This window comes from Pseudomonas sp. GG8 (genome assembly GCF_052976945.1).
Window position 1 is genome coordinate 4,600,344 of record NZ_JBRIIP010000001.1, and the last position, 25,583, is coordinate 4,625,926.

At 59.0% G+C, this 25,583-nt stretch carries 22 protein-coding genes, 1 pseudogene and 1 riboswitch; of the genes and pseudogenes, 7 read left to right on the forward strand and 16 right to left on the reverse strand.

The window, feature by feature from the left end:
- Window positions 1–137: 137 nt before the first annotated feature.
- From parC to cpdA, 6 genes are all read right to left on the reverse strand, one after another.
- Window positions 138–2,396, reverse strand: coding sequence for a DNA topoisomerase IV subunit A (gene parC / locus ACVBEG_RS21925; protein WP_322177559.1), 2,259 nt, complete (start codon window positions 2,394–2,396; stop codon window positions 138–140).
- Window positions 2,397–2,406: 10 nt separating this feature from the next.
- Entirely contained in the window at window positions 2,407–2,886 is a 480-nt protein-coding gene (locus tag ACVBEG_RS21930) for a retropepsin-like aspartic protease family protein (RefSeq protein WP_407074642.1), read from the reverse strand.
- Between the two features lie 38 nt (window positions 2,887–2,924).
- Window positions 2,925–3,902 (reverse strand): esterase-like activity of phytase family protein, encoded by a 978-nt coding sequence (locus ACVBEG_RS21935; protein ID WP_322177557.1) that lies wholly within the window; start codon window positions 3,900–3,902, stop codon window positions 2,925–2,927.
- Window positions 3,902–5,806 carry a DNA topoisomerase IV subunit B gene (gene parE, locus ACVBEG_RS21940; protein WP_322177556.1) on the reverse strand — a complete coding sequence of 635 codons (1,905 nt, stop codon included), beginning with the start codon at window positions 5,804–5,806 and terminating at the stop codon, window positions 3,902–3,904. Before parE ends, ACVBEG_RS21935 begins: the two co-directional genes overlap by 1 nt.
- Window positions 5,807–5,865: 59 nt before the next feature.
- Entirely contained in the window at window positions 5,866–6,483 is a 618-nt protein-coding gene (locus ACVBEG_RS21945) for a YqiA/YcfP family alpha/beta fold hydrolase (RefSeq protein ID WP_322177555.1), read from the reverse strand.
- Window positions 6,484–6,589: 106 nt separating this feature from the next.
- Complete coding sequence (cpdA, locus tag ACVBEG_RS21950) at window positions 6,590–7,411, reverse strand: 3',5'-cyclic-AMP phosphodiesterase (protein WP_322177554.1); 822 nt, start codon at window positions 7,409–7,411, stop codon at window positions 6,590–6,592.
- A gap of 288 nt (window positions 7,412–7,699) precedes the next feature.
- On the opposite strand from cpdA, the gene ACVBEG_RS21955 reads away from it, so the two are divergent.
- Window positions 7,700–8,182, forward strand: coding sequence for a YkgB family protein (locus ACVBEG_RS21955; protein WP_322277950.1), 483 nt, complete (start codon window positions 7,700–7,702; stop codon window positions 8,180–8,182).
- 87 nt (window positions 8,183–8,269) lie between these two features.
- Here ACVBEG_RS21955 and ACVBEG_RS21960 read toward each other — a convergent pair whose 3' ends face one another.
- Window positions 8,270–8,722, reverse strand: a complete 453-nt coding sequence (locus ACVBEG_RS21960; RefSeq protein WP_219062406.1) for a DUF1249 domain-containing protein — start codon at window positions 8,720–8,722, stop codon at window positions 8,270–8,272.
- Window positions 8,713–9,330: an NUDIX domain-containing protein gene (locus tag ACVBEG_RS21965; RefSeq protein WP_322277949.1), complete on the reverse strand. Its 618-nt coding sequence runs from the start codon at window positions 9,328–9,330 to the stop codon at window positions 8,713–8,715. The genes ACVBEG_RS21960 and ACVBEG_RS21965 overlap by 10 nt, the downstream gene beginning before the upstream one ends.
- A 205-nt stretch (window positions 9,331–9,535) precedes the next feature.
- Here ACVBEG_RS21965 and ACVBEG_RS21970 point away from each other — a divergent pair, with 205 nt between their 5' ends.
- Window positions 9,536–10,282: a DUF3298 domain-containing protein gene (locus ACVBEG_RS21970; RefSeq protein WP_322177552.1), complete on the forward strand. Its 747-nt coding sequence runs from the start codon at window positions 9,536–9,538 to the stop codon at window positions 10,280–10,282.
- Here the strand turns inward: ACVBEG_RS21970 and cytX are convergent.
- Window positions 10,251–11,543, reverse strand: coding sequence for a putative hydroxymethylpyrimidine transporter CytX (gene cytX, locus ACVBEG_RS21975; protein ID WP_322177551.1), 1,293 nt, complete (start codon window positions 11,541–11,543; stop codon window positions 10,251–10,253). The two genes, ACVBEG_RS21970 and cytX, sit on opposite strands and share 32 nt — an antisense overlap.
- Before the next feature lie 113 nt (window positions 11,544–11,656).
- On the reverse strand, window positions 11,657–13,546 hold the full coding sequence (thiC, locus tag ACVBEG_RS21980; RefSeq protein ID WP_447108306.1) for a phosphomethylpyrimidine synthase ThiC: 1,890 nt from the start codon (window positions 13,544–13,546) through the stop codon (window positions 11,657–11,659).
- Window positions 13,547–13,701: 155 nt separating this feature from the next.
- A riboswitch (TPP riboswitch) is annotated at window positions 13,702–13,806 on the reverse strand.
- Window positions 13,807–13,985: 179 nt separating this feature from the next.
- On the opposite strand from thiC, the gene ACVBEG_RS21985 reads away from it, so the two are divergent.
- Complete coding sequence (locus ACVBEG_RS21985) at window positions 13,986–15,425, forward strand: TolC family outer membrane protein (protein WP_322277948.1); 1,440 nt, start codon at window positions 13,986–13,988, stop codon at window positions 15,423–15,425.
- A 30-nt stretch (window positions 15,426–15,455) separates the two neighbouring features.
- On the opposite strand, the gene waaA is transcribed toward ACVBEG_RS21985, so the two are convergent.
- Entirely contained in the window at window positions 15,456–16,733 is a 1,278-nt protein-coding gene (gene waaA, locus ACVBEG_RS21990) for a lipid IV(A) 3-deoxy-D-manno-octulosonic acid transferase (protein WP_447108307.1), read from the reverse strand.
- A gap of 14 nt (window positions 16,734–16,747) precedes the next feature.
- Window positions 16,748–17,632 carry a LysR family transcriptional regulator gene (locus ACVBEG_RS21995; RefSeq protein WP_322177548.1) on the reverse strand — a complete coding sequence of 295 codons (885 nt, stop codon included), beginning with the start codon at window positions 17,630–17,632 and terminating at the stop codon, window positions 16,748–16,750.
- A gap of 93 nt (window positions 17,633–17,725) precedes the next feature.
- On the opposite strand from ACVBEG_RS21995, the gene ACVBEG_RS22000 reads away from it, so the two are divergent.
- The 4 genes from ACVBEG_RS22000 to ACVBEG_RS22015 are packed head-to-tail and all read left to right on the forward strand — an operon-like array spanning window position 17,726 to window position 21,107.
- Window positions 17,726–18,058 carry a DMT family transporter gene (locus ACVBEG_RS22000; RefSeq protein ID WP_322177547.1) on the forward strand — a complete coding sequence of 111 codons (333 nt, stop codon included), beginning with the start codon at window positions 17,726–17,728 and terminating at the stop codon, window positions 18,056–18,058.
- A gap of 50 nt (window positions 18,059–18,108) precedes the next feature.
- Window positions 18,109–19,299, forward strand: a complete 1,191-nt coding sequence (locus ACVBEG_RS22005) for an NAD(P)/FAD-dependent oxidoreductase (RefSeq protein WP_330200585.1) — start codon at window positions 18,109–18,111, stop codon at window positions 19,297–19,299.
- Entirely contained in the window at window positions 19,296–20,105 is an 810-nt protein-coding gene (locus ACVBEG_RS22010) for an aldo/keto reductase (RefSeq protein ID WP_322177545.1), read from the forward strand. Before ACVBEG_RS22005 ends, ACVBEG_RS22010 begins: the two co-directional genes overlap by 4 nt.
- Before the next feature lie 39 nt (window positions 20,106–20,144).
- Entirely contained in the window at window positions 20,145–21,107 is a 963-nt protein-coding gene (locus tag ACVBEG_RS22015) for a metal ABC transporter ATPase (RefSeq protein WP_322177544.1), read from the forward strand.
- Between the two features lie 126 nt (window positions 21,108–21,233).
- On the opposite strand, the gene hldE is transcribed toward ACVBEG_RS22015, so the two are convergent.
- From hldE to ACVBEG_RS22035, 4 genes and pseudogenes are all read right to left on the reverse strand, one after another.
- Complete coding sequence (gene hldE, locus ACVBEG_RS22020) at window positions 21,234–22,655, reverse strand: bifunctional D-glycero-beta-D-manno-heptose-7-phosphate kinase/D-glycero-beta-D-manno-heptose 1-phosphate adenylyltransferase HldE (protein ID WP_322177543.1); 1,422 nt, start codon at window positions 22,653–22,655, stop codon at window positions 21,234–21,236.
- Between the two features lie 86 nt (window positions 22,656–22,741).
- Window positions 22,742–22,954, reverse strand: a pseudogene (locus ACVBEG_RS22025) (adenylyl-sulfate kinase); the annotation flags it as partial.
- Between the two features lie 63 nt (window positions 22,955–23,017).
- Window positions 23,018–23,752: a glycosyltransferase family 25 protein gene (locus ACVBEG_RS22030; protein ID WP_322177542.1), complete on the reverse strand. Its 735-nt coding sequence runs from the start codon at window positions 23,750–23,752 to the stop codon at window positions 23,018–23,020.
- A 50-nt stretch (window positions 23,753–23,802) separates the two neighbouring features.
- A complete protein-coding gene (locus tag ACVBEG_RS22035) occupies window positions 23,803–25,008 on the reverse strand; it encodes a capsule biosynthesis protein (protein ID WP_322277947.1) in 1,206 nt (401 codons plus the stop codon).
- Between the last annotated feature and the right edge of the window lie 575 nt (window positions 25,009–25,583).

Genomic DNA, 25,583 nt, shown 5'->3' on the forward strand with positions numbered 1-25,583 from the left:
TACTCACAAAATACATGAAGGCACTCAGCCACGCTGGTGACTCAAGACGTCATATCATCCGTGAATATTGCTCATGACTCCAGCGATTATGCGTCGGCCATCATGGCCAAATGAAGACCGAGCGCTCTATTCCGGCATTACAGGCTACTTTCGACCAATAATGCATCCACACGCTGGAAGCCTCGGGGAAGCTTGTTACCGCGTCGACCGCGCTCCCCTTTGTAATGCTCGAGGTCATCAGCCTTCAACGACAGGGTGCGCTTGCCGGCTTGCAGCACCAATGTCGCGCCTTCCGGGACCACCGCCAGGTCGGTCACGTACTCTTCGCGGCTGGCCACACGCTCGCCCGGAATACCGATGATTTTGTTGCCCTTGCCTTTGCCCAGCTGCGGCAAATCACTGACTTTGAAAATCAACAAGCGTCCCTCAGTGGTCACTGCCGCAAGCCAGTTTTGCTCACGATCAGCCACTGGCCGCGGCAGAATCACCTTGGCGCCATTAGGCAGACTCAGCAACGCCTTGCCCGCCTTGTTCTTGGCTTGCAGGTCTTCACCTTTAACCACAAAGCCATAGCCTGCGTCGGAAGCGATGACGTACAGCGCGTCGTCGTCCGGCAACAGTACACATTCAAAGCTCGCACCCGGCGGCGGCGTGAGACGACCGCTCAACGGTTCGCCCTGGCCACGGGCGGACGGCAAGGTGTGTGCCGGCAGCGAGTAGCTGCGCCCCGTAGAGTCAATGAAAACCGCAAATTGGTTGGAGCGCCCGGCGGCCGAGGTCTTGAAGCTATCCCCGGCTTTGTAGGAAAGACCGGTGGCGTCGATATCGTGACCCTTGGCGCAACGCACCCAACCTTTATCCGACAGCACAACTGTGACCGGCTCGGTCGGCATCAGCTCGTTTTCCGACAACGCCTTGGCTTCAGTGCGGGACACAATAGGCGAGCGACGGTTGTCGCCATACGTTTCAGCGTCCGCGATCAGCTCAGTGCGCACCAGCTTACGCAACTTGGTTTCGCTGCCCAGCAGCGATTGCAGACGCGCCTGTTCCTTGCGCAACTCATCCTGCTCGGCCCGCAGCTTCATTTCTTCCAGGCGAGCCAGTTGACGCAAACGCGTGTCGAGGATGTAGTCAGCCTGAATTTCCGACAGCGCGAACCGCTCGATCAGCTCCGCTTTCGGGTGTTCTGCGGTGCGGATGATATGGATGACTTCATCCAGGTTCAGGTAAGCCGTTAGCAAACCGTCCAACAGGTGCAGGCGGCGCTCGACCTTGTCCAGACGGAATTGCAAACGTCGGCGCACGGTGCCGATACGGAACACCAGCCACTCGCTGAGCAACGCCTTGAGGTTCTTGAGTTGCGGCTTGCCATCGAGACCGATGATGTTGATGTTCACCCGGTAGCTGGATTCCAGCTCGGTGGTGGCGAACAGATGCTGCATCAACTCGTCGAGTTCGACCCGATTGGAACGCGGGATAATCACGATGCGGCAAGGATGCTCATGATCCGACTCGTCGCGTAAATCGGCGACCATCGGCAGCTTCTTGGCCTGCATCTGCGCAGCGATCTGCTCCAGCACTTTGGCGCCGGACACCTGATGCGGCAACGCAGTGACGACGATATCGCCGTCTTCGATGCGATACACCGCACGCATGCGCACCGAGCCTTTGCCGGTTTCGTACATTTTCAGCAGATCGGCGTGCGGGGTGATGATTTCCGCTTCGGTCGGATAATCCGGGCCCTTAATGTGCTCACACAGCTCTTCGATCGTGGCCTTGGGCTCATCGAGCAAATGCACGCAGGCAGAGGCGACTTCACGCAAGTTATGCGGCGGTACATCAGTGGCCATGCCCACGGCGATGCCGGTGGTGCCGTTGAGCAGAATATTCGGCAGGCGCGCCGGCAACACGGCCGGCTCGTCGAGGGTTCCGTCGAAGTTCGGTACCCAATCCGCCGTGCCCTGACCCAGTTCGCTGAGCAGCACTTCGGAATAGCGCGACAACCGGGCTTCGGTGTAACGCATGGCGGCGAAGGACTTCGGATCATCCGGCGCGCCCCAGTTACCCTGACCGTCGACCAGCGTGTAGCGATAGCTGAACGGCTGCGCCATCAGCACCATGGCTTCATAGCAGGCCGAGTCGCCATGGGGGTGGAATTTACCGAGAACGTCGCCGACGGTACGCGCCGACTTCTTGTGCTTGGAGTCGGCATCGAGCCCCAACTCGCTCATGGCGTAGATAATACGCCGCTGTACAGGCTTCAGGCCGTCGCCGATATGCGGCAGGGCACGGTCCATGATCACGTACATGGAGTAGTTGAGGTAGGCCTGTTCTGTGAAGTCAGCCAGTGATCGGCGTTCTACGCCATCCAGGCTGAGGTCAAGGGAATTGCTCATGCAAGCCTCATCATTTCGTGGTCTGGCGCAGCAGCATAGTGCCGCCGCGCTGGGTGAATTCAAGTTGTTTCATTGCGCTCATGCCCAGCAGTATCTGTTCGCCTTCCAGACCGGGCGCCACCAGGGCGCGTACGTCATGCAGGACGATATCGCCCACTTGCAGACGGTCGATCGTGGTGCGAAACCCCTCGCTCCGGCCATTGGCGGTATTGACCGTCACCGGCGTGCCGCGTTTGAGTCGCAATGTATCGGCTACCTTGCCGGGAATCGCAACGTCGGTGGCGCCGGTATCCAGTAAAAACTGCACCGTCTGGCCATTGATCTGACCACTGCTGACGAAATGGCCCTGGCCGTTGCTCAGCAGTTGCACTTCGATATAGCCATCACCGTGTTGCGAAGTTACCTCCGTATTGGGGTTTTCCTGGCGCGCCTCCCACTGCCCGAAAAAGCGTGTGGCCAGAAACAGCGCAGCACCCCACGCCAGAATCATCAGCACGCGGCCCGCACGCTTGCCGGGAAGTTGCTGACTCACGGCTTGGCGCTCCAACCACCCTCGGGTGCCGCGAAACGCCAGACTATCGGACGTTTCTCGCCATCGGCTCGGGCGCCAAAGTTATTGTCGACACCGATCCAGGCGCCTTCCGCGTCTATAACCAGCGCCTCGGCCAGTCCGTAAGGCTGCGAATAACGTCGCGACGGCACCAATGCATCATCGGCGAACGACCAGCAAAGCTCGACCTTCCCAGTGTCCAGATCGCGACGACAGACTCGATATGCGGCGCGTTCCAGGGTAAACAGCTTGCCGTTGAACAGCGAAATATCGGAAAAGTCTTTTGGCGCCTCGCGACTGTCCATTTGCGCCGGCATGGTTTGCTTGCCCGCCTCACTGAGGATCACGCAACCCCCTTTGCAGCTCCAGGCAGCCTGATCACGATGGACCACCAGCAACCCGCGCTTCTGCCGCTCGGCCGCCAGCCACAGCCGATCTCCGGCCGGATTGATCGCGATACCCTCGAAGATCGCATTGAAGTGCTGGAGCATTCCCTTGGCACGCGCCTGGCGGACCAGACTCGGCGGCAGCTTCAACCAACTCGGCGCGCCGGAAACAGGCACTTGCAGCACCGCCGCGTACCCCTCGCTGACCAGGTAACGATTCCCCGCCGCGTCGCACGTCACGCCTTCGAAATCCAGGGCGCCCCCACGAACCAGCGACGACGCCCCGACCATCGAACGCACACTCAACGCCAGACCACTGTCCGGCACGGTCGGCACGTCAATGGTATTCGCCTCGGCCTTCCACACCACCGAAGAGGTATCGAGCCTGTACAGCAAGGCATCATCGCGGTCCGATACTGTCCACAGCTCGCCATTGCAAGACGCCAGTCCCGACAGATTACCGCCCACCATGCCCTCGACCGCATGTTCGGACAGCATCTTCAGTTCAGCCAGCGGCGCTGCGAATACCGGTGAAGCGATCAGCCATAACGCGACGAACCAGCCTCTCATCAAGTGAGAACCTCGGCCAGATTGCCTTTTGATTCGAGCCAGGTCTTGCGGTCGCCCGCGCGTTTTTTTGCCAGCAACATATCCATCATTTCCGAGGTCGCCGCGTAATCGTCCAGGGTGAGCTGGACCAGGCGCCGGGTGTTCGGGTCCATGGTGGTTTCGCGAAGCTGGGGCGGGTTCATCTCACCCAGGCCTTTGAATCGGGTGACCTGTGGCTTACCGCGCTTTTTCTCCGCGATCAGACGATCAAGAATCCCGTCACGCTCCGACTCATCCAGCGCGTAGTAGATCTCTTTGCCCAGGTCGATCCGGTACAGCGGCGGCATTGCAACGTAGACGTGGCCCGCGTCCACCAGCGGGCGGAAATGCTGGACGAATAACGCACAAAGCAACGTTGCGATGTGCAGGCCGTCGGAGTCGGCGTCGGCGAGAATACAAATCTTGCCGTAACGCAGCTGGCTGATGTCGGCCACACCCGGGTCAACGCCGATGGCCACGGCGATGTTGTGCACTTCCTGGCTGGCGAGCACTTCACCGCCATCGACTTCCCAGGTATTAAGGATCTTGCCGCGCAACGGCAAGATCGCTTGAAACTCTTTGTCTCGCGCCTGTTTGGCCGAACCGCCAGCGGAGTCGCCTTCGACCAGAAACAGCTCGGAACGCATCGGGTCCTGTCCGGCGCAGTCGGCCAGCTTGCCAGGCAGCGCGGGGCCTTGAGTGACGCGTTTACGCTCAACCTTCTTGCTGGCCTTAAGGCGACGACCAGCGTTGTTGATCGCCAATTCCGCCAACTGCATACCGAGTTCGGAGTGCGTATTGAGCCACAGGCTAAATGCGTCCTTGACCACGCCAGAGACGAACGCCGCCGCTTCACGCGATGACAGCCGCTCTTTGGTCTGGCCGGAGAATTGCGGCTCCTGCATTTTCATCGACAGGACGAACGCGATCTTCTCCCAGACGTCTTCGGGCGCCAGTTTGACGCCACGCGGCAGCAGGTTGCGGAACTCGCAAAACTCGCGCATCGCGTCAAGTAAACCCTGGCGCAGGCCGTTGACGTGGGTCCCGCCCTGCTGGGTAGGAATCAGGTTGACGTAGCTTTCCTGAACGCTGTCGCCACCCTCGGGCAACCAGAGCAAAGCCCAATCGATGGCTTCTTTATTACCGGCGAAACTGCCGCAGAATGGTTCATCCGGTAGACGCAAAAACTCGCTGACCGAATCTTGCAGGTAAGAACGCAAGCCGTCTTCGAAATGCCACTCGATTTTCTCGCCGGTGGCTTTGTCTTCGAAGCTGACCAACAGCCCCGGGCACAATACCGCCTTGGCTTTGAGCACATGCTTGAGGCGGCTGACAGAGAATTTCGGCGTGTCGAAATATTTAGGGTCCGGAGCGAAGTACACGCTGGTCCCGGTATTGCGTTTACCAACCGTGCCGATAACCGCCAGTTCGCTGGCTTTGTAGCCGTCAGCGAAGGTCATTTCGTATTCGTTGCCGTCGCGTTTGACCCGGACCCGAACATGGTTCGAGAGCGCGTTCACCACGGAAATCCCCACGCCGTGCAGGCCGCCTGAGAACTGGTAGTTCTTGTTCGAGAACTTGCCGCCCGCGTGCAGTTTGGTCAGGATCAGCTCGACGCCAGACACACCCTCTTCCGGGTGAATGTCCACCGGCATACCGCGACCGTCATCGGACACTTCCAGCGAGTTGTCGGCGTGAAGAATGACCTGCACCGATTTCGCATGCCCGGCAAGGGCTTCATCGACGCTGTTGTCGATAACTTCCTGGGCGAGGTGGTTCGGCCGCGTGGTGTCGGTGTACATGCCCGGGCGTTTGCGTACCGGGTCGAGGCCCGAGAGGACTTCGATGGCGTCTGCGTTATAAGAGCTAGCGCTGGGATTGGCCATGGGGTCTCGTCATCAGTCGTTCGTGAAATTTCGGAATATCAGTCAATTGATTACAGGTGTTACAGCACAGAACGATCAATCGCCTGGAGCAGCGCCGGGGCAAAGCCTGCAAAACCCAGCAACGCCGGCAACTGCTCGGTAAAGCCCTGAAAGCTGTGATCGCCGCCAGGCTGAATGCGCAAGGCGCACGCTCGGTAATAGGACTGGGCACTGCGGTAGTCCAGGGTTTCATCACCTGTCTGCAACCACACCTGGAAGCGCAACGGATCCTGCGGGGCGGGCACTTCCAGTTCGGCGAGAGCCTGCACATGGTCGTGGGTCAACTCCCAGCTTTCACCGCTGTAAAGATTCTGTTGGGTACCGATATACCCGTCGAACAGCCGATGTGGCATGACTGCCGGGTTGATCAGCAGAGCCTTGAGGCCATGGCGCTCAGCCAAGTGAGTGGCATAGTAGCCGCCGAGGGAGCTGCCGACCAGCAGCGGTCGACCCAGCTCGGTGATCAATGCGTCGAGCTGAGCAATCGCCTGACGCGGGTGATGATGCAGCTCCGGCACCCGCAAATGCTCATCGAGGCCAAGCGTTTGCATCAAGGTCGACAACTGGCTGGCCTTCTTTGAGCGCGGCGAGCTGTTCAAACCATGGATATACAACAGTGTGGATGGTTCGCCGGTCACATTCCCTCCTGAAACTTTTTAGCGCAAGCAAAGACGCGCAGTTTACAGGGACTGCCGCCCGTTGACTCGCCTTCAGACATTTCCCACTCAAATCAGGACGGATCGCTCAATAACCTCGGCCACTGTAATCCACGTCAAAGGCCAGCCCCTCTACCCGCGACACACCGGTTTCAAGGCGGCCGTCTGCGTGCAGACGCAACCAGCGGTAGCCTGGCGCGGTGCTGTCGACCTTGAACTCGACACTGCCCGGTGCAAACTGAATGCAGGTGGACGGTGAGGCCAGCAGCCGTACGCCATTGCGCAGCTGGTCGTATTCCTGATGGACATGGCCCCAGAGTACAGCGCGCACCTGCGGGAATCGATCAAGCACGGCAAACAGCGCCTCGGGGTTACGCAGGCCGATGGGGTCCATCCAGGCACAACCGATGTTCACCGGATTGTGGTGCAGGCACACCAGATGGTGGCGATCAGGCTCTTCACTCAGGGACTGCGCCAACAGCTGCAATTGCTGATCCTGCAAATACCCCGGCACCGAACCAGGCACCGAAGAGTCCAGCAGGGTGATACGCCAATGGCCGAGATCGATGATCGGCGCGAGAAAATCGCTCTGCCGCGCAGCCTCGGTCATCGCCGGCACCTCATCGTGATTCCCGGGAAACCAACGCGCCGGTGCCTGAATCCGCCCACTGGCCTGACGAAACGCCTGGTAGGACTCAAGACTGCCGTCCTGGGACAAATCACCGCTGGCGATCAGCAGGTCGATCTGCGACTGCTCAGCCAGGACGCACTCAATCACCTTGTTCAGGCTTTCAAAGGTACTCATGCCCAGCAGCTTTTCGTCTGCATTGGCAAACAAATGGCTGTCGGTTAGCTGGACCAGCAGGACTGAAGAATCGGCGATAGGGCTGGGGGGGCTCGGCAAGGCCATCTCCTTGAGCGGGGTCTGCGACGATTATGGCGGCCGATGGTAGAGGCGGCAAACCTGTCCAACGATTCGGCTTACATTTGAGGGGATATCAAAATCTGCATTACATCGACTTATCTCTGACAGACAACCAGACATAGCGTGCAAGACTCTTTCCCTCACATGGAGGCCGAACAATGAGGGTAACGAGCGGACTTAGCCAGCAAAGTTCATTCCAGATATGTCTACACGGCAACGCAGAACAAGACGCCGGCTATATTGAAATCTCCCCCATAACACTGAGATTTACCCATGCACGGATGCGCCCTGAATCGCCTTTGCCACTCCAACATCGATGTTCAACTCATGCGCTGGACGCTCGTGTTGATTTTTGCATTGTTTGGTTACACCAAATGGTTCCCTTACGAGGCACAATCGCTGATCCCGCTGATGTCTAACAGCGCGCTATTCTCATGGCTGTACCCGGCCTTTGGCGTGCAAGGCGCAAGCTATGCGCTGGGCGTGGCCGAATGGGCCATTGGCTTGGGATTGGTGGTCGGAGCCTGGATACCAAGGGTTTCTGTCGTCGCAGCCGCGGCCTCCGTCGTCACGTTCCTCACTACCTTGACACTCATCATTTCTACACCAGGTGGATGGGAAGCATCTGCTGGCGGTTTCCCTGCCATGGGCAGCGCTACCTCTTTCCTTATTAAAGACGCTGTACTGTTGGCCGCATCATTTAGTCTGTTCAAGCATGATTTGATCGCCGTGCGCAGTGCCCCCACAAAACAGTAAGTCTGTAATGGATTCACGTCACTTCAGCGCGCGACAGGGGAAAACTCCCCGCGCGTAGCTGTTTAATAGAGCCCTTCCACAGCCGCCTTAGCGCACCACTTCAAACTCATGCCCGCACGCCAGGCAATGGCTCAGCCACTCCCCAAGAAACAGGTTGAGCTGGGCTTTTTCATCCGGCTGGTGCATGGCGGCATTGGGATAAGGGTAGATGCCGCGAAACCGGCGGGCATGTTCGGCGCCGATGACTTCGGCCATGCGGGCGTCGTGATAGACCTGCACTTCGAGCTTGGGCACCGGCAGCCACGGCAGGCTGTGTTCCTGACGCACTTGCAGGGTGGTGGTGTACGGACAATCGAGCAGCACTTCGACGGCCAGCACACCGAGCATTTGATCGCCCTGGGTGACGGCCACCCGACGCGAGCGTTGCTGGTTGCGCATGTCGGGGAGCAATCGCATCAAGCGCGCATAGTTGGCCTCGCAGGCCGCTTGCAGCCCGACAAGGTCAACACGGTAGCGCTCGCGCACAAGGTTCACGACCATTGCCCCCTGACTTCAGTACGGTTCAATGCCAGCCATTGCAATGCAATAAGAGTGGCCGCGTTGAAAATTCGTCCATCACGTACGGCCTGTAGCGCATCGTCCAGCGACCACACCGTCACGCGAATATCCTCGCCTTCCGCTTCCAGCCCGTGTAACCCTCCCGCCCCCTCGCTTTCGCAATGCCCCAAGTACAGGTGAACGTATTCACTGCTGCCACCCGGCGATGGAAAGTACTTGGTGATCGGCAACATCGCACTGAAAGTAAGTCCAGCTTCCTCTTCTGCCTCGCGGTGGGCAACCTCTTCTGGTTCCTCGTCCTTGTCGATCAGACCGGCCACCAGCTCAATCAACCACGGGTTATCGACCTTGCCCAGCGCACCGACTCGAAACTGCTCAATCAGGACCACCTCGTCGCGCTTGGCATCGTAGGGCAGCACGCACACCGCATCGTGACGAACAAACAACTCACGGCTGATTTCGTTGCTCATGCCGCCACCGAAAAGCTCGTGGCGCAGGTGCATGCGGTCGAGGCGGTAAAAACCCTTGAAGCAGTTTTCACGCTTCGTAATTGCCACCGCCACCGGGACGGATCTGGTCGTATCACTCATATAGTTCTCGCTACTGGCCCACGTCGACTTCGCGCCATCCTAGCGCGGTCTTTCACCGGATGCAGCCCTTTAAACCAGTCATTGGGGCAACCGGGGTAGACGGCCAGGTCGCAAACAACTTCTAATTAGCCTAGTGGCGAACTGATGGGGCTGCTTGCAGTCGAAACACGTCAACTCGCTTTTTTTGTTACTGCCAAGGATCAACATGTCAATTTTGAGGATCACTTCGCTCGCGTGCATCGCACTGATGCTGGGCGCCTGCCAGAGCCTGTTCCAGCCCGACATGCGTGCACCGCTTGAAGTCCGGCGTGATGCCTCGGAACAGATCAAGCCGGGCTGCACCGTGGCTGACTGCCCACTGGTGAACGTCGATACGGTGCATTTTCAGAGCGAGCCGACGCTCGACAGTCTTGTCGAGAAGTCCTTGCTGAAAATGACCCGTACCTCGCCGAACGCACCGTTGCCGGTGTCGCTCAAAGTCTATGAAGAACAATTCCTGCGTGAAGCGCAAAGCCACAACGGCAGCTATCTGCAAGCCAAGGTACGCGACCAGCATGACGGTCTGGTGATTGTCGAACTGTCCAGTTATCTGGACACCGGTGACGAACAGGGAACACCCGGTCGCGGATTCATCAACTACTCCCGTCAGCAACACAGAGCACTGACCCTGCAAGACATGCTTTTACCGGGCCAGGAAGAGGCATTCTGGCTGACAGCGCAGCAAGCCCACAAAGAATGGATGATCAACACCCGGTTCACTCAGGACCCCGCGTTCGTGAAGACGTGGCCGTTCCAGAAAACCCCTAACGTCGCCCTGACCTCTGGCGGAGTCATTCTAAAATACGAGGTGGCGACGATTGCCCCTTATGCCAACGGTCACATTGAGCTGAAGATGTCTTACCTTCAGCTCAATGGCATCCTCAAGCCGGAACTGTTCCCGCGCCGCGGTTGAATGTCTGACCCAGCAACAGTTGCAGCACGCCAGCCACAATCAGGGCTGGCAGTGTTGCACCCACGTCAGGGTACATGTTGGCCAGCAGGTGATAGGTGCTGACGCCACCCAGCCAGGCCAACAGCGTCATCCCGCGAAAGCCTACTGTTGCCATCTGGCTGCGGCGGCGACGCTGGATGAAGTGGTCCACCAACACCACACCGAACAACGGTGCGAACACCGAGCCGATCAGCAGCAGGAAGTTCTGGTACTGCGCCAGCGGTGCAAAGCAGGCGATCAGGGTGCAGATCACACCGATGGCCAATGCCAGATGCTCTACCTTCAAACGCAGCAGAATCCCGCTGGACACCGCCGCCGAGTGAATATCGGCGAACGCGTTTTCTGACTCGTCGAGCAGAATCAGCAACAGTGGAATACCCAGTCCGGCACCGGCCAACGCCAGCAGCAACGCATTGATTTCACCGCTCGGCGCGAACGCCAGGGTGTAGGCAACGCCCAGGCTCATCAGCCAGAAATTGCCGATAAAGAAGCCCAGCGCTGTGCCGCCAAAGACACTTTTGGCGCGTTTGCCGAACCGCGAGTAGTCGGCGATCAATGGCAGCCAGGACAACGGCATGGCAATGGCGATATCAAAACCCACGGCAAACGGCATCGAACCGTCACCGGCACGCGACCAGAGTGCGGACAAGTCGGTTTTGGTCAGCAGGTTCCAGGTCAACCACACACACGCAGCCAACAGTAGCCAGATGCCCCACTTGCGCAGTATCTGACGGACGAAAGTCAGCGGTCCGCTGACCGCCAGCAAGGTGGCCAGCGCGCCGAAGAACAACGTCCAGAGCAGAGGGTTAGCCCATAGACTGCCCTCGGCAAACGCACGCGCGCCCAGCAGACTGGCGGCGTCACGCATGATGATGATCTCGAAAGCCCCCCAACCCACCAATTGCAGCAGGTTCAGCACCGCTGGCAGCGACGCGCCACGGGTGCCAAGGCTGAGCTTGAGCGCGGCCATGGCCGAAAGCCCGGTATCGCTACCGATCACACCCACGGCGGCCAGCAGCAAAACGCCGACGAGGGTGCCAAGAAAAATCGCCAGCAGTGACCCTGACAAGCCCAGCCCCGGCGCCAGCAACGCGCCGGTTTGCAGGACCATCAGGCCAATGCCGAGGGAAAACCACAGGGAAAACAAATCACGACCGCCGAACACACGCTTGCCCGCAGGCACCGCGACATCGGGGGAGTAGGTATTGGTTGAAGGGTTCACGGGGTTATCTCAGAGGAGCAGATGATAGGGGTTAACCCTTTGTTTTTTTGGTGCCTTGCCTGACCTCTTCGCGGATGCGGGGTGTCAGACACCCCGCATTCAGGCCAAAAGACTTAAACTTTTTTGTACAGCTGACTGCCTTCCTGCTTGAAGCGCTCGGCCTGTTCTCGCAGGCCCTCCTGCACGGCCGCATCCACGGTTTCGATGTGCTGGTTGGCGGCGTATATCCGAACTTCCTGGGTAATTTTCATCGAGCAGAACTTCGGTCCGCACATGGAGCAGAAGTGCGCGACCTTGGCCGAGTCCTTCGGCAGGGTTTCGTCATGATACGAGCGTGCGGTATCAGGATCGAGGCCGAGGTTGAACTGGTCCTCCCAACGAAACTCGAAGCGCGCCTTGCTCAAGGCATTGTCGCGAATCTGCGCGCCAGGGTGCCCTTTGGCCAGGTCCGCCGCGTGGGCCGCGATTTTATAGGTAATGATCCCGGTCTTCACGTCATCCTTGTTCGGCAAGCCCAAATGTTCTTTAGGCGTGACGTAGCAGAGCATGGCGCAACCGAACCAGCCGATCATGGCCGCACCGATGCCCGAGGTGATGTGGTCGTAACCCGGTGCGATGTCGATGGTCAACGGCCCGAGGGTGTAGAACGGCGCCTCGTCACAGCATTCCAGCTGCTTGTCCATGTTCTCTTTGATCAGCTGCATCGGGACATGGCCCGGGCCTTCGATCATGGTCTGCACGTCATGCTTCCAGGCAATCTTGGTCAGCTCGCCGAGGGTTTCCAGCTCGCCGAATTGCGCCGCATCGTTGGCATCGGCAATCGAGCCCGGACGCAGGCCGTCGCCCAGCGAGAAGCTGACGTCGTAGGCCTTCATGATTTCGCAAATGTCTTCGAAATGGGTGTACAGGAAGTTTTCCTGGTGATGCGCAAGGCACCACTTGGCCATGATCGAACCACCACGGCTCACAATCCCGGTCACGCGTTTGGCGGTCAGCGGTACATACCGCAACAGCACGCCAGCGTGAATGGTGAAGTAGTCGACGCCCTGCTCGGCTTGCTCGATCAAGGTGTCGCGGAACAGCTCCCAGGTCAGGTCCTCAGCCGCGCCGTCGACTTTTTCCAGCGCCTGATAAATCGGCACGGTGCCGATCGGGACCGGCGAATTACGGATGATCCATTCGCGGGTTTCGTGAATGTGTTTGCCGGTGGACAGGTCCATGACAGTGTCAGAACCCCAGCGGATGCCCCAGGTCAGTTTGGCGACTTCTTCTTCGATGGAAGAACCCAGCGCGCTGTTGCCGATGTTGCCGTTGATCTTCACCAGGAAGTTACGGCCGATGATCATTGGTTCCAGTTCAACGTGGTTGATGTTGGCCGGAATGATCGCGCGACCGCGGGCGATTTCGTCACGGACGAATTCAGCGGTGATTTCTTTCGGGACACTGGCGCCGAAGCTGTGACCCGCGTGCTGCGGAGTCAGCAGACCGGCGGCGCGGGCTTCCTGAAGTTTCATGTTTTCGCGGATGGCGACGTATTCCATCTCGGCGGTGATGATGCCCTGACGCGCATAGTGCATCTGGCTTACGTTGGCGCCGGCCTTGGCCCGGCGCGGGTTGCGCACATGGGCGAAGCGCAGGGCTGTCAGTTCGGCATCGCTCAGACGTTCCTGGCCAAAGTTGGAGCTCAGCCCCGCCAGGCGCTCGGTGTCGTTACGCGACTCAATCCACGGCGAACGGATGTCTGCCAGGCCTTTGCGCACGTCGATGATCACGTTGGGATCGGTGTAAGGGCCCGAGGTGTCATAAATAACCACTGGCGCGTTGATCTCGCCGCCAAAGTCGGTGGGCGTCACATCCAGAGTCACTTCACGCATCGGCACAAGAATGTCCGGGCGCGAACCCTGAACATAGATTTTTTGCGAGCGGGTAAAGGGCTGCACTGACCCCGAGTCGACCTTGGCCGAATCGCTCAAATTGGTGGCGTCTTTTAGTTTTTTACTCATCACGGGCACTCCAGGCATCATCCAGCGGCGGATTAATTGTCGGAGCAAACCTGAATGACACGGACGCACCAAGGCTGGCGCTGAGTATAGAAAGGAGGCGTACTGTTCATTTATTGAACAATCGACCCCGGACGACACTCAAGAGGACTCGCCGGGAGACGAGAAATCTTGTTCCCTACGCAGGCGTTAACCTGATCAGGTTCAACGGGATCCGGATTAACCGATCTCAGCCTCATAGCAAGGCACCCCGACAAGAACCCGACCAGTCTAGTGCAAGATATGGACAGAACGCCAACTTCCTCTTATATCGTTCGATAAATGGCGGATATACAGGATTGTTGTGAGCAACCCCGAGAACTACACTCGCTGCGTTGCGGATCGTGCCCCGTAGCAGCGATCTTCACATCCTCATTGCACTATCAACTCTAGGGAACGTCTCATGCTGCGCAAACTTTCACTGGCGCTTGCCGTGTCTTGTGCTTCCAACGGAATGGCCTGGGCAGCAGACGCGCCCATACCGACCAAGACCGGCCTGGTCAACGTGTACCAGGATGCCGTGAATAACAACGCAGACCTGGCTGCCGCTATCGCTGATTACTCGGCCCGCAAGGAAATCGTGCCCCAGGCTCGCGCCGGTCTGCTGCCTAACCTGTCTGCAGGCGCGGGTGTCAGCAATACCCGCACTCAAATGGATCAGCCCTCAATGACCGCTACCCGTAGCGGCACGGCCTATCAAGCAACATTGAGCCAGCCCATCTTCCGCGCGGATCGCTGGTTCCAGTTACAGGCCGCCAAGGCCGTCAACGAACAGGCGGCGCTGGAGCTTTCCGCGACCGAGCAGAACCTCATTTTGCAGAGTGCGCAAGACTACTTCGAGGTCCTGCGCGCCCAGGACACCCTGGCCTCGACCAAGGCTGAAGAAGCCGCGTTCAAGCGCCAACTGGATCAAGCCAACGAGCGCTTTGACGTTGGCCTGTCGGACAAGACCGACGTACTGCAATCCCAAGCCAGTTACGACACAGCGCGCGCCAACCGAATCGCCGCCAAGCGTCGGGTAGACGATGCGTTCGAGGCGCTGGTGACCTTGACCAACCGCGACTACAACGCCATCGAAGGCATCGTCCACACCCTGCCCGTGTTGGCGCCAACGCCCAACGATGCCAAAGCCTGGGTCGACACCGCGTCGCAACAGAACCTGAACCTGCTTGCCAGTAACTACGCGGTGAGCGCCGCTGAAGAAACCCTGCGCCAACGCAAAGCCGGGCATGCGCCGACTCTCGATGCGGTCGCTTCGTACAAGCGCGGGGATAACGACGCGCTGGGTTTCAGCAACCCCAACTTCACGGGTCAGAATTATGGCGGCAACGTCGAACAACGCAGCGTTGGCGTTGAGTTGAACATTCCGATCTACAGTGGTGGCTTGACCAGTTCACAAGTGCGTGAAGCCTATGCACGCCTGAGCCAGATCGAGCAGCGCCGCGAAGCCTTGCGTCGTCAGGTTGTGGAAAATACCCGCAACCTGCACCGCGCCGTGAACACCGATGTCGAACAGGTTCAGGCACGCAAACAATCGATCATTTCCAACCAAAGTGCACTGGAAGCGACCGAAGTCGGTTATCAGGTCGGGACGCGCAATATCGTCGATGTGCTCGACGCCCAGCGCCAGCTGTACAACTCGGTGCGTTTATACAACAACACGCGCTATGACTACCTCATCGACAACCTGCGCTTGAAGCAGGCGGCGGGCACGCTGAGCCCGGCTGACTTGCAGGGGTTGTCGCGCTACCTCAAAGCCGACTACAACCCGGACAAAGACTTCCTGCCACCAGACCTGGCGAAGGCGGCACAGAAAAACCTGGAGAAGCCTTCGGAGTATTGACGGCCTTCCCCACAGAGGCTTGCGACGGCCTTACAGCTTCGCCACCCGCGCCAACATTGCCAGTAACCGCTGCAAAGCGCCCTGATTGGCACGCATCACTGTCAGGCCGGCATCGGCCATGATGCGCGCCAACTGCGGCTGATCGAACAGGCGCTGCACCGCGACCGCCAGCCCCGCCACATCACTCACTTCTTCCAACGCGCCAGCCTGACGCAGCAGCGCAGCGATTTCCAGAAAGTTGAACAGGTGCGGGCCGCTCAAGACCGGCTTGGCCAATGCCGCAGGTTCCAGCAGGTTGTGCCCGCCATTGGGCACCAGGCTGCCGCCGACAAACGCGCAATCGGCCAACGCGTACAGAAACAGCAGTTCACCCATGGTGTCACCCAGCAACACCGACGTGGTTGACGTCACCGCTTGCGCCGTCGAGCGACGAACCGTCTCGAAGCCTTGCTGCTGGCATAAATCGTAAACGCTGTTGAAGCGCTCGGGGTGACGCGGGACCAGGATCAGCAACGCATCGGGATGGCGGAGGAGCAACTGACGGTGCGCCGCCAACACGGTTTCATCTTCGCCGGCGTGGGTACTGGCCGCGATCCATGTCGGGCGCTGGCGCGTGTGCCATTGCTCACGCAGCTCAGCGGCGCGCATCAACAGCTGCGGGTCGATGCTCAAGTCGAACTTGATCGAACCTGTCACTTCTACGCAATCGCGCCGCGCCCCCAGATCGAGAAAGCGTTGGGCCTCGGTTTCGGTCTGCACGGCGAATCCGCTCATTTTGGCAAGCATCGGTCGGGTCAGCTTGGTGAAACGCCCATAACCGCGTGCCGAGCGCTCTGACAGTCGGGCGTTGGCCAGGACTACAGGGATGCCGCGCCTGGCGCATTGGTGAATGTGGTTGGGCCACAGTTCGGTTTCCATGATGACCCCGAGCCGAGGCGCGACATGATCGAGAAAACGTCCGGCTGCCCAAGGCAAATCGTAGGGTAGATAACAATGCTGAATGCGCGGCTCGTCAGCGAACAGCGCCTTGATCCGCTCCGAACCGGTCGGCGTCATGCAGGTCACAGTGATCGGTAACTGTGGATAACGCGTCAGCAAGGCGCGAATCATCGGCGCCGCTGCGATGCTTTCACCCACCGACACTGCATGCACCCAAATGCCGCCACGCTGCATGGGCGGCAGACCGAACGAAAACCGCTCGCTGACTCGCTGCGCGTACGCCGGGGCTTTGCGCGCCCGCAACCACAGGCGCAGCGCGACAAGAGGTAAACCGAGATGAAACAGCAGGGTATAAAGAGTTCTATTCATGGCGGCGGAGTTTATCAGCCAATCGCCTGCAAATGCCGGGCAAAGCATTCGGCCAGCCACCGGGCCGCCGGACCAAGTGGTTCGTCACGGCGCCAGACCATCTCCACCACCAGGGCCGGCGGGGTCCAGTCGCTGATCAGCTCGACCATCTGATGCTGGTAAGCCGGGTACTGCACCACATGCCGGGGCAACCAGGCCCAGCCGAGGCCACGCATGAGCAATTCAGCCATCACGTAAAAGCTGTCGGCACGCCAGACCTGTGCACTGATGGGTTCGCCACCGGGATAGCCGCTTTGCTGAGGCGCGATCAATAGCTGCCGATGGCGCCCCAACTGCTGACGACTGACCCGTGACGCGTTGACCAATGGATGCCCCACTGCACAGACCGTGACCATTTCGACGCTGCCCAGCACCCGGCGTTCCAGAGCTTCGGGCATCTGCTCATGATGAAACAGCAGCCCGAGATCGGCGCGGCGCTCCACCAGTTTGCGCGCCACATCACCTTGGGCGCCGCTGGCCAGTTGCACCTCCAGACCGGGAAACTGTTCAGCCAGCGCCTCCAGGCTGTCCAGCACCGGTTGATAAGGCATGGCTTCGTCATGCGCCAGTCGCAAGCGGGCCTCTTCGCCACGCATCAAGGCCAGTGCCCGACCGTCCAGACGCTCACACTGGCGCAACAGCTCTCGCGCTTCTTCGAGCAACGCACTACCGGCTTCGGTCAAGCGTGGCTGACGGCCACTGCTGCGGTCGAACAGGCTGACTCCCAGATCAGCCTCCAACAGCGCGATACCACTGCTGACCGCCGATTGTGCGCGCTGCAGATCACGCGCCACGGCCGAAAACGAGCGCTGTTCGGCTACGCTGACGAATAAACGAATTTGCTCGAGGTTCCATTGCAAAGCACACCAACCTATCGCTCAGAAAGATAGGTAATGACTTTACCCCATCCAAGCAATCTCTAGAATGCGTGGCTAATGAAGAGGAATCCCGTCATGACCGCCTACTACTATCTGGCCATCGCCATCTGCGCAGAAGTTATCGCTACCGTCTCGATGAAAGCGGTCAAAGGCATCAGCACGCCACTGCCATTGCTGCTGGTGATCGTGGGTTACGCCATTGCGTTCTGGATGCTGACGCTGGTAGTGCGCAGCATTCCGGTGGGGGTCGCGTATGCGGTCTGGGCGGGCATGGGCATCGTCATGGTAAGCATCGCCGCGCTGTTCATTTACGGGCAGAAACTCGACGTGCCCGCGATGCTTGGCATGGGCCTGATCGTCCTCGGCGTGGTGGTGATTCAACTGTTCTCGAAAACCGCCGGGCATTGAAAACGCGATCCCCTATAATGGCGACATCCGTTTAGCCACCGAGGTCGCTCATGCCATCTGCGCTCACTCCATCCCCTATGACCACTGACGTCCTGATCGTCGGCGCCGGTGTTGCCGGTCTTTGGCTCAATGCGCGCCTGCGCCGTCAAGGGTTCTCGACCGTTTTGGTGGAAAGCGCCAGCCTCGGCGGCGGGCAAAGTACAAAGTCTCAGGGGATCATCCACGGCGGCGCCAAATATGCGCTGCACGGCGCACTGAGCGGTGCTTCCGAAGCGATTGCCGACATGCCGCGTCGCTGGCGTGATGCGCTCGCGGGCAAAGGCGAGCTGGACCTGTCTGGCGTACGCTTGCTGTCCGAAGCGCATTACTTATGGTCACCCGGCACCCTCGCCGGCAACCTCACCAGTTTTTTCGCCAGCAAGGCCGTACGCGGCAGGGTCGATCACGTCACCGGCAATGACCTGCCTCCGGCGCTGCAGAGTCCCGGGTTCAAGGGCAAGGTCTATCGACTGGCCGAACTGGTGATCGACGTGCCCAGTCTGGTCGAGCGTCTCGCCGAACTGTCCGGCGACAGCCTGCTGGCGGGCACAAAAATCGAACCCCTGTTCGAAGGTGAAGATCTGATCGGCCTGCGGGTCGATGGCCGCGAGATCCTCGCCCAGCGTGTGGTTTTGAGCGCGGGCGCGGGTAACGCCGAGCTGCTGAAGTCCATGGGGCTGTCCCATCCCCCTATGCAACGCCGCCCGCTGCATATGGTGTTGGTCAAAGGACCGACCTTGAAGCCCTTGTATGCCCATTGCCTGGGCGGCGGGCCGAAACCTCGGGTCACCGTCACCACCCACCCCGCAGCCGATGGCCAATGGGTCTGGTACCTGGGAGGGGATCTGGCCGAAGCTGAGGGCGTCGCCCGCGAACCCGAGGCTCAGATCGCTGCGGCCAAAAAAGAACTCGGCAACTTGCTGCCGTGGGTCGACCTCAGCCAGGCGCAATGGGCGACCTTGCGTATTGATCGGGCCGAACCGGCGCAGTCCGGCCTGGTGCGCCCGGACAACGCCTATCTTTCCGTGCAACAACGCCTGATGGTGGGCTGGCCGACCAAGCTGGCGCTGGCCCCTGACTTTGCTGATCGGGTATTGGCCGCACTGGCCCGCGACGGTGTCCATCCGACACCGCAGTCGCCAGCCGTCGGCCTGCCGAAACCGCCCATGGCCCAACCGATTTGGGATCAACTGCTGCCATGAAAACCCTGCATGAACTGCACCGCCCGCTCGGCAGTACCGGTCTGCGTGTTTCGCCACTGGGACTGGGCACCGTCAAGCTCGGCCGTGATCAAGGGGTCAAATACCCCAACGGTTTCACGATCCCCGATGATCGAGAAGCACAGATGCTGCTCAAGCTGGCTCGCGATCTGGGCATCAACCTGATCGACACGGCCCCCGCCTACGGCACCAGCGAAGAGCGCCTGGGCCCATTGCTGCGAGGGCAGCGTCAAGAATGGGTGATTGTCAGCAAAGTCGGCGAGGAGTTCGAGGGCGGCCAATCGCGCCACGACTTCAGTGCCGAACACACGCGGCTGTCGGTGGAGCGCAGCCTCAAGCGCCTTGAGACTGACTTCATCGACCTAGTGCTGGTCCATTCCGACGGCAATGATTTGGCCGTGCTCAACGATTCCGGTGTGTATCAAGCACTGGCCGAACTCAAGCAGCAAGGCAAGATTCGCGGCTACGGTTTTTCCGGAAAAACTGTCGAAGGCGGCCTGCTGGCGTTGCGCGAAGGCGATTGCGCGATGGTCACCTACAATCTCAACGAACAAAGTGAAAAGCCGGTACTGGACTACGCCGCCAGCCATGGCAAAGCCATCCTGGTGAAGAAGGCGCTGGCCAGCGGTCATGTGTGCCTGAGCCCCGGCGTGGACCCGGTGCAGGCCAGCTTCGAGTTGCTGTTTGCCCATCCGGGTGTCGCCAGTGCTATTGTCGGGACTATTAATCCGCTGCACTTGGCCCATAACGTGGCGACTGCCGCCGCCGTGATTCGCCGTCAAACCTGATTCAGGCGGCGGCCGACCCCAACGCAAGAAGGAGCCGACATGCCGCGAACGTTGATTCGAAAAAACCCCAACAACTTTAAAACCCTGCCGCTCGCTGTCGAAGCCACTCCCGAAGGCCTGAATTACCAGAGCATCGGGATGCCGTTGAATTTCGCCCAGACCCTGCAACGTCGACGCAAGATCGAAGTGGCCGATGTGGAACGCTTTTCTGTGGAGCTGGCCAACCTCGGGGTGTCGGTGCGCTTGACCCTGAACTGGCAGAACCGCGATTACTGGGTGCTGGTCAGACAGCGTCGGCGAGACCGTGGCGATGTCGTACTGAAATTGATTTCCGGCTACGTGCCCGCGCACGAATTGAATCTGCCACTGCACACCGCCATTCAGGAAGTCGCTGAAGAGTGCTTGATCGAAACCCCGCAAGGCTGGCTGAGCGGACGCTTCAATGACACCTGGCTGCCTGCGCCCTATGCCTCGGCGCTGCATTACCGCGAAGCCCTGCCTTTTCGTTTAAGCCCGCTGTCCGGTGCTGCCAGACCCGTGCGCTGCGGGAGCATGCCCCTGATTGAGCGCCCGCGTGCTTACGTGCACCTGCCGACGTCGTCTCTGCAGCTGATTTACGACATGCGTCTGGAAGTGCCCAAAGAAGCGCGGCCAATGAGCCTGTTTCACGTTGATGAGAGCCTGGAAAACGATCAGTTGGTGGCACGACTCAACCGCAGCCGCCCCGACCTGTACCTGATGCCCCTGGAAAATGGCTTGCCCAAACCCGAGCTGTACACCCTCAAGCGCGACAAGCTGCAACCGGCCAGCACCCGCGGCCTGTACCTGGCCGAAAGTTTTGCACCGCAGGAAGGTTGGGTTGTGCGTGATGAGCGGATTCGCTGGAAGGATTGGCTCCGGCAACAGGGTTTGACCCCAGCGCCAAAGAAGACCGGCCTCAAGCGCCTGACGAGCAAAGCCCGGCAATTGATCGACCTTGCCCGAAGCACCCTGAGCAAGTGATCCCACAGATTGGCGTCTCACCTGTAGGAGTTGCCGAAGGCTGCGGAGCAGTCGCAGTGCGGGAGCAATCGGAACGCGCAGTCTTATTCGCGATGGAGGCGTCAGCACGGCTGACGCCTCCCCCCATCACTGCCTGCGAATTTTCTCGACGATAGCGGTGGTCGAACTATTGGCAACCAGCCCCAACACCTTCACCTTGCCACCATAGGCTTCAACGATTTCAGCACCGACCACTTGATCGATGCCGTAATCCCCGCCCTTGACCAACACGTCAGGCTTGACGTGGGACAGGAGGTTTTCCGGGGTGTCCTCAGGAAAGCTGATCACCCAATCCACAGCGCCCAATCCCGCCAGCACAGCCATGCGTCGGTCGACACTATTAATCGGCCGTCCAGGCCCTTTCAGGCGGCTGACAGACGAATCATCATTGACCGCAACGATCAGCCGATCGCCTTGCGCGCGCGCCTGCTCCAGGTAGGTCACATGCCCGGCATGGAGAATATCGAAACAGCCGTTGGTGAAGACGATCGATTCTTTGTGCGCACGCGCATCGTCGATTGCCAGGAGCAATTGATCGAGGCTCAACACCCCACGCTCCGAGCCTTCTTCACGCTGGATCGCACGACGCAACTCCGGCGCGCTGATAGCGGCTGTACCCAGCTTGCCGACCACGATGCCGGCGGCCAGATTGGCCAGCGCAACGGCGTGCGGCAGCTCTTCACCGGCAGCAATCGCCGCCGCCAAGGTAGAAATAACGGTATCGCCCGCACCCGTGACGTCAAACACTTCACGAGCACGCGCCGGCAAATGAAGGGCCGGACAGTCAGGACGCAACAGGGTCATGCCGTGTTCGCCACGGGTCACCAGCAATGCACCCAGCTCCAGCTCACTCATCAACTTCGCGCCCTTGGCGACCAGTTCAGCCTCATCGGAGCAATGGCCGACAATGACTTCGAATTCACTGAGGTTCGGCGTAAGCACGCTGACGCCGCGGTAGATCGCAAAATCCTTACCTTTAGGGTCAGCAAGGACAGGGATACCCCGAGCACGCGCAGCCTGAATCAATACTTGATGGTTTTTCAGCGCGCCTTTGCCGTAATCGGACAGCACCAGCACTTTGATGCCGTCGAGCATGTCTTCGACATCTGCGCTCAGCGCCAAGGCATCGGTGGCAAACGGTTCTTCGAAGTCGATACGCAGCAACTGCTGGTGACGACTCATGACCCGCAGTTTAACGATGGTCGGTTGATGGGCGATGCGCTGAAAACGTGCGGTCACACCCGCCGCTTTCAGGCTATTGGCCAGACTTTCGGCCGCCTCATCTTCCCCGGTTACACCCACCAGCGAGGCTGGCGCACCCAGGGCTGCAATATTCAAGGCAACGTTGGCAGCACCGCCTGGGCGATCCTCTATCTGCTCGACCTTGACCACCGGCACCGGTGCCTCCGGTGAAATCCGTGAGGTACCGCCATGCCAATAACGGTCGAGCATGACATCGCCAACTACCAAGACAGGCGCTTGATCGAAACGCGGCATGGACAACTTCATGGGCAACCCAAATACAAAATGAACAGGGGCGCGATATTAACACAGGGTGAACAGCCCCTAGGTCGACTGTATCGAAGGGGTTGCCACTCCCGGCGCAAAGGTGAGGTCGCCGAGACAATCACCACCAAGCCAGCATCTACCATTAGGCGAGCAAAGTGCGCCATTCGGCGGATATTTTCCGTTCGCGATTTGGCACACACACCCAAATCACTGCTCAGGCCACTGCGCACGTTATCGCCATCGAGCACAAAGGTATGCACACCCTGCTCGTTGAGCCGTATCTCCAAGGCATTGCATAATCACCTTGGCAAACCTGACGAACCGACCTGCATGTGCGCACAAAGCGAACGTCGCGCAGGCCTTTAGCCAAAGACCCCATAACGCAACCGTGCGGCCAAGCGACTGACCCACTGTCGAGTCTTAAGCTTCGGTTTTCGAACCACCTGCTCAATATCACTCATTACCATCAAGCTCTGTCGAGCCAGGATTGGCTGCACGATAAAAGCCCGAGTCGTGGACAACAGCATTTCCGAGTAATACCAGTCCAGTGGCAGGCCAGAAACGGGAGCCTCCTGCAAAATTCTGTCATAAAGCTCAGCCCTGACCACATAGGCATGCGCCAGGCGCACGCGAGTCACGGCCGTCAAGTTAGGTGAGACTTTGCGGGCCTGGCCGCCCTTCTTCAGGGTGCCCCCCAAATAGAGCAGGGTCCAATCACGCCCCTGCAATTGGGCCTGTACGCGCCGCAGAACCGCCGGAGTAAAGGTTTCAAACTCACAGTCATCCTCAAGCACCAGCACGTAAGGCCAACCGCTAGCTCTCGCCTTGGCGATCACCGCCAAATGGCTGCGCATGCACGCCCAAGTGGCCAGCAGCTTATGCTCTGACTTATCACTCGGCCCGTCAGTACGCAAAAGGAACTCGCGTAGCGACTGCGAAGGCTGGTCATCGCCAAGCTCATGCAGAGAGACCGCAGAAAAGCGCTCGGCCTCCAAGCCCAAACCCTGTAAGTGGTTCTGCAGCCGTGACCAGCGATCATTTCGGCTGTCGAGATTGATGACGCAAGCGTGCTCAAACGGCCAAATTATGCTTTTCATACCACCGCGACTCACACCCTTCATCCGAATGAATTTACTCACATTGGCGACTAAACCGTGCCATCAAGCACTTGGCTAGGCACAGGCTTGGCGTTCAATAGGTCAACCAACAGGTTGACGGTTCTGTCCAGCGCCCCAGCCCCATTAACCAAATGAAACTCGGCAAAACGCTCAGCCTCTTCAAGGCACTGCCGATAGTGCGTCTGAATCCAAACAATACGCTCCGACAATGCCGCAACCGTGGCCACTCGACGGCCCAGAAAACGCTCCTGGGAAAAAATATCGTGATGTTCACTGGCATTGACATAAATAATCGGTCGTCGTGCCAGTGCGGCCTCAATGACAGCGTTGGACATGATATTGATCACGATAGAGGCCTTATCCAATGCGGCCGCCAAACTGCACTCAGGGGGCAACACCTGAACATGGGGCAAGTCCAGCGCCGCTTTCTGCCAGAACGGTATCTGACTGCGAGGGTGCGCCTTGATCAACACTTGGAACTCCGGATGTTGAGACACCCATTCGTAAAGTAAGGCATAGGTTCTCTGGTAACCCGGTTCCTTCTCTTTATCCGGCCCCACACCGAGTACCAACAGGACTCGACGCTCGGGCGTCGCCGGCAGCAAATCGTAAGACAGGTCAATCATGTGCGAACCCGACAACACGGCGTTGGAGTTGCCAAACCGTAGCGGCCGTGACTGCAGAGCCTCCAGAGAACTGTGACCGAACATAAAATAGTAGTCGTAGTCATTCATACTCAGACGGCTGGATGACTCGACCGTCGTGGCGTGCGCCAGATGCACCAACAAACATTGCCGCTGGTTCAATGCCAAACGCAAAAACGGCGCATACAGGCTGCCATTACGGTCATTGAGCAAAATTCTCGGCTGGTGATGTGCAACCAGCCACTCCGCATAAGCGGCATAGCCAAAATAGCGCAACGGCACAGCTTGCGGTGGACGCTTGAGCAGGCGCCGCGCGAGGATTGTCGGCTGGTCTTGCAGAGCGGTTTCAACCAAAAGGTAGTGATGATCGCGTAAAGCGGTGATCAACAGTTTCTTGCGCTGAAAAGCAATGACCTTGGTGGCTGATTGCAGCAACAGAAAATCACAGGGCTCAGCCACGACTTCAGCACTCAACCTGGCCTGCGCTCTCCAGCCAAATAGACAGTCACTCAGGGCGTCGCGCGCAAATCGAAGCACGCTGCCAAGCCAGCTATGGCGCTCACGCAACAACCGCCAGCGATAACGATCCATGGCTCGAGCTTTATCCGCCCACGAACTATTGGATATCTCGTCAGTCATAGAGAGACAGGCCCAAGACAGAGAGGCAGGGAGGCTCCGTCCCGCAGGCTAACTGATGAGCGAATACTGGCCGACACGGCGCCCCCAAAACAGTCGATTAGATAAGATGGCGATAACATCAGCGCCCCGGCTGAGAATGCGTCGATGACGAGGCGGCGATAAAGGCTTACGCGGGAGACATGATGGGAAGATGGAAAAGACCATCAACAACAACGACAACTATCATCCCCCTCCCTAAACACCGCTACGGTTTAAAAATAAATCGCCCATCTTCCGTGGGAGCTGTTGCTGTTTCAGCACGACACCCTCGAAGCCCTTAGGCACCTAACGGTCCAATGATACCCAAGAGCCTCACTAAAATCCTGCCTACGTGCTACGAATCAGCGCCAGTCTTTAGTCGACAATGCCGCAAGGAGCGCTTTTTGCCAATAGACGTATTCGTCGACGTGGACCAACTGGTGGCTGGAGACAATACCAAGCGTACTCACTGTCCGTATGTAGAGTTGATCAAGATCGCAAGCTTCACG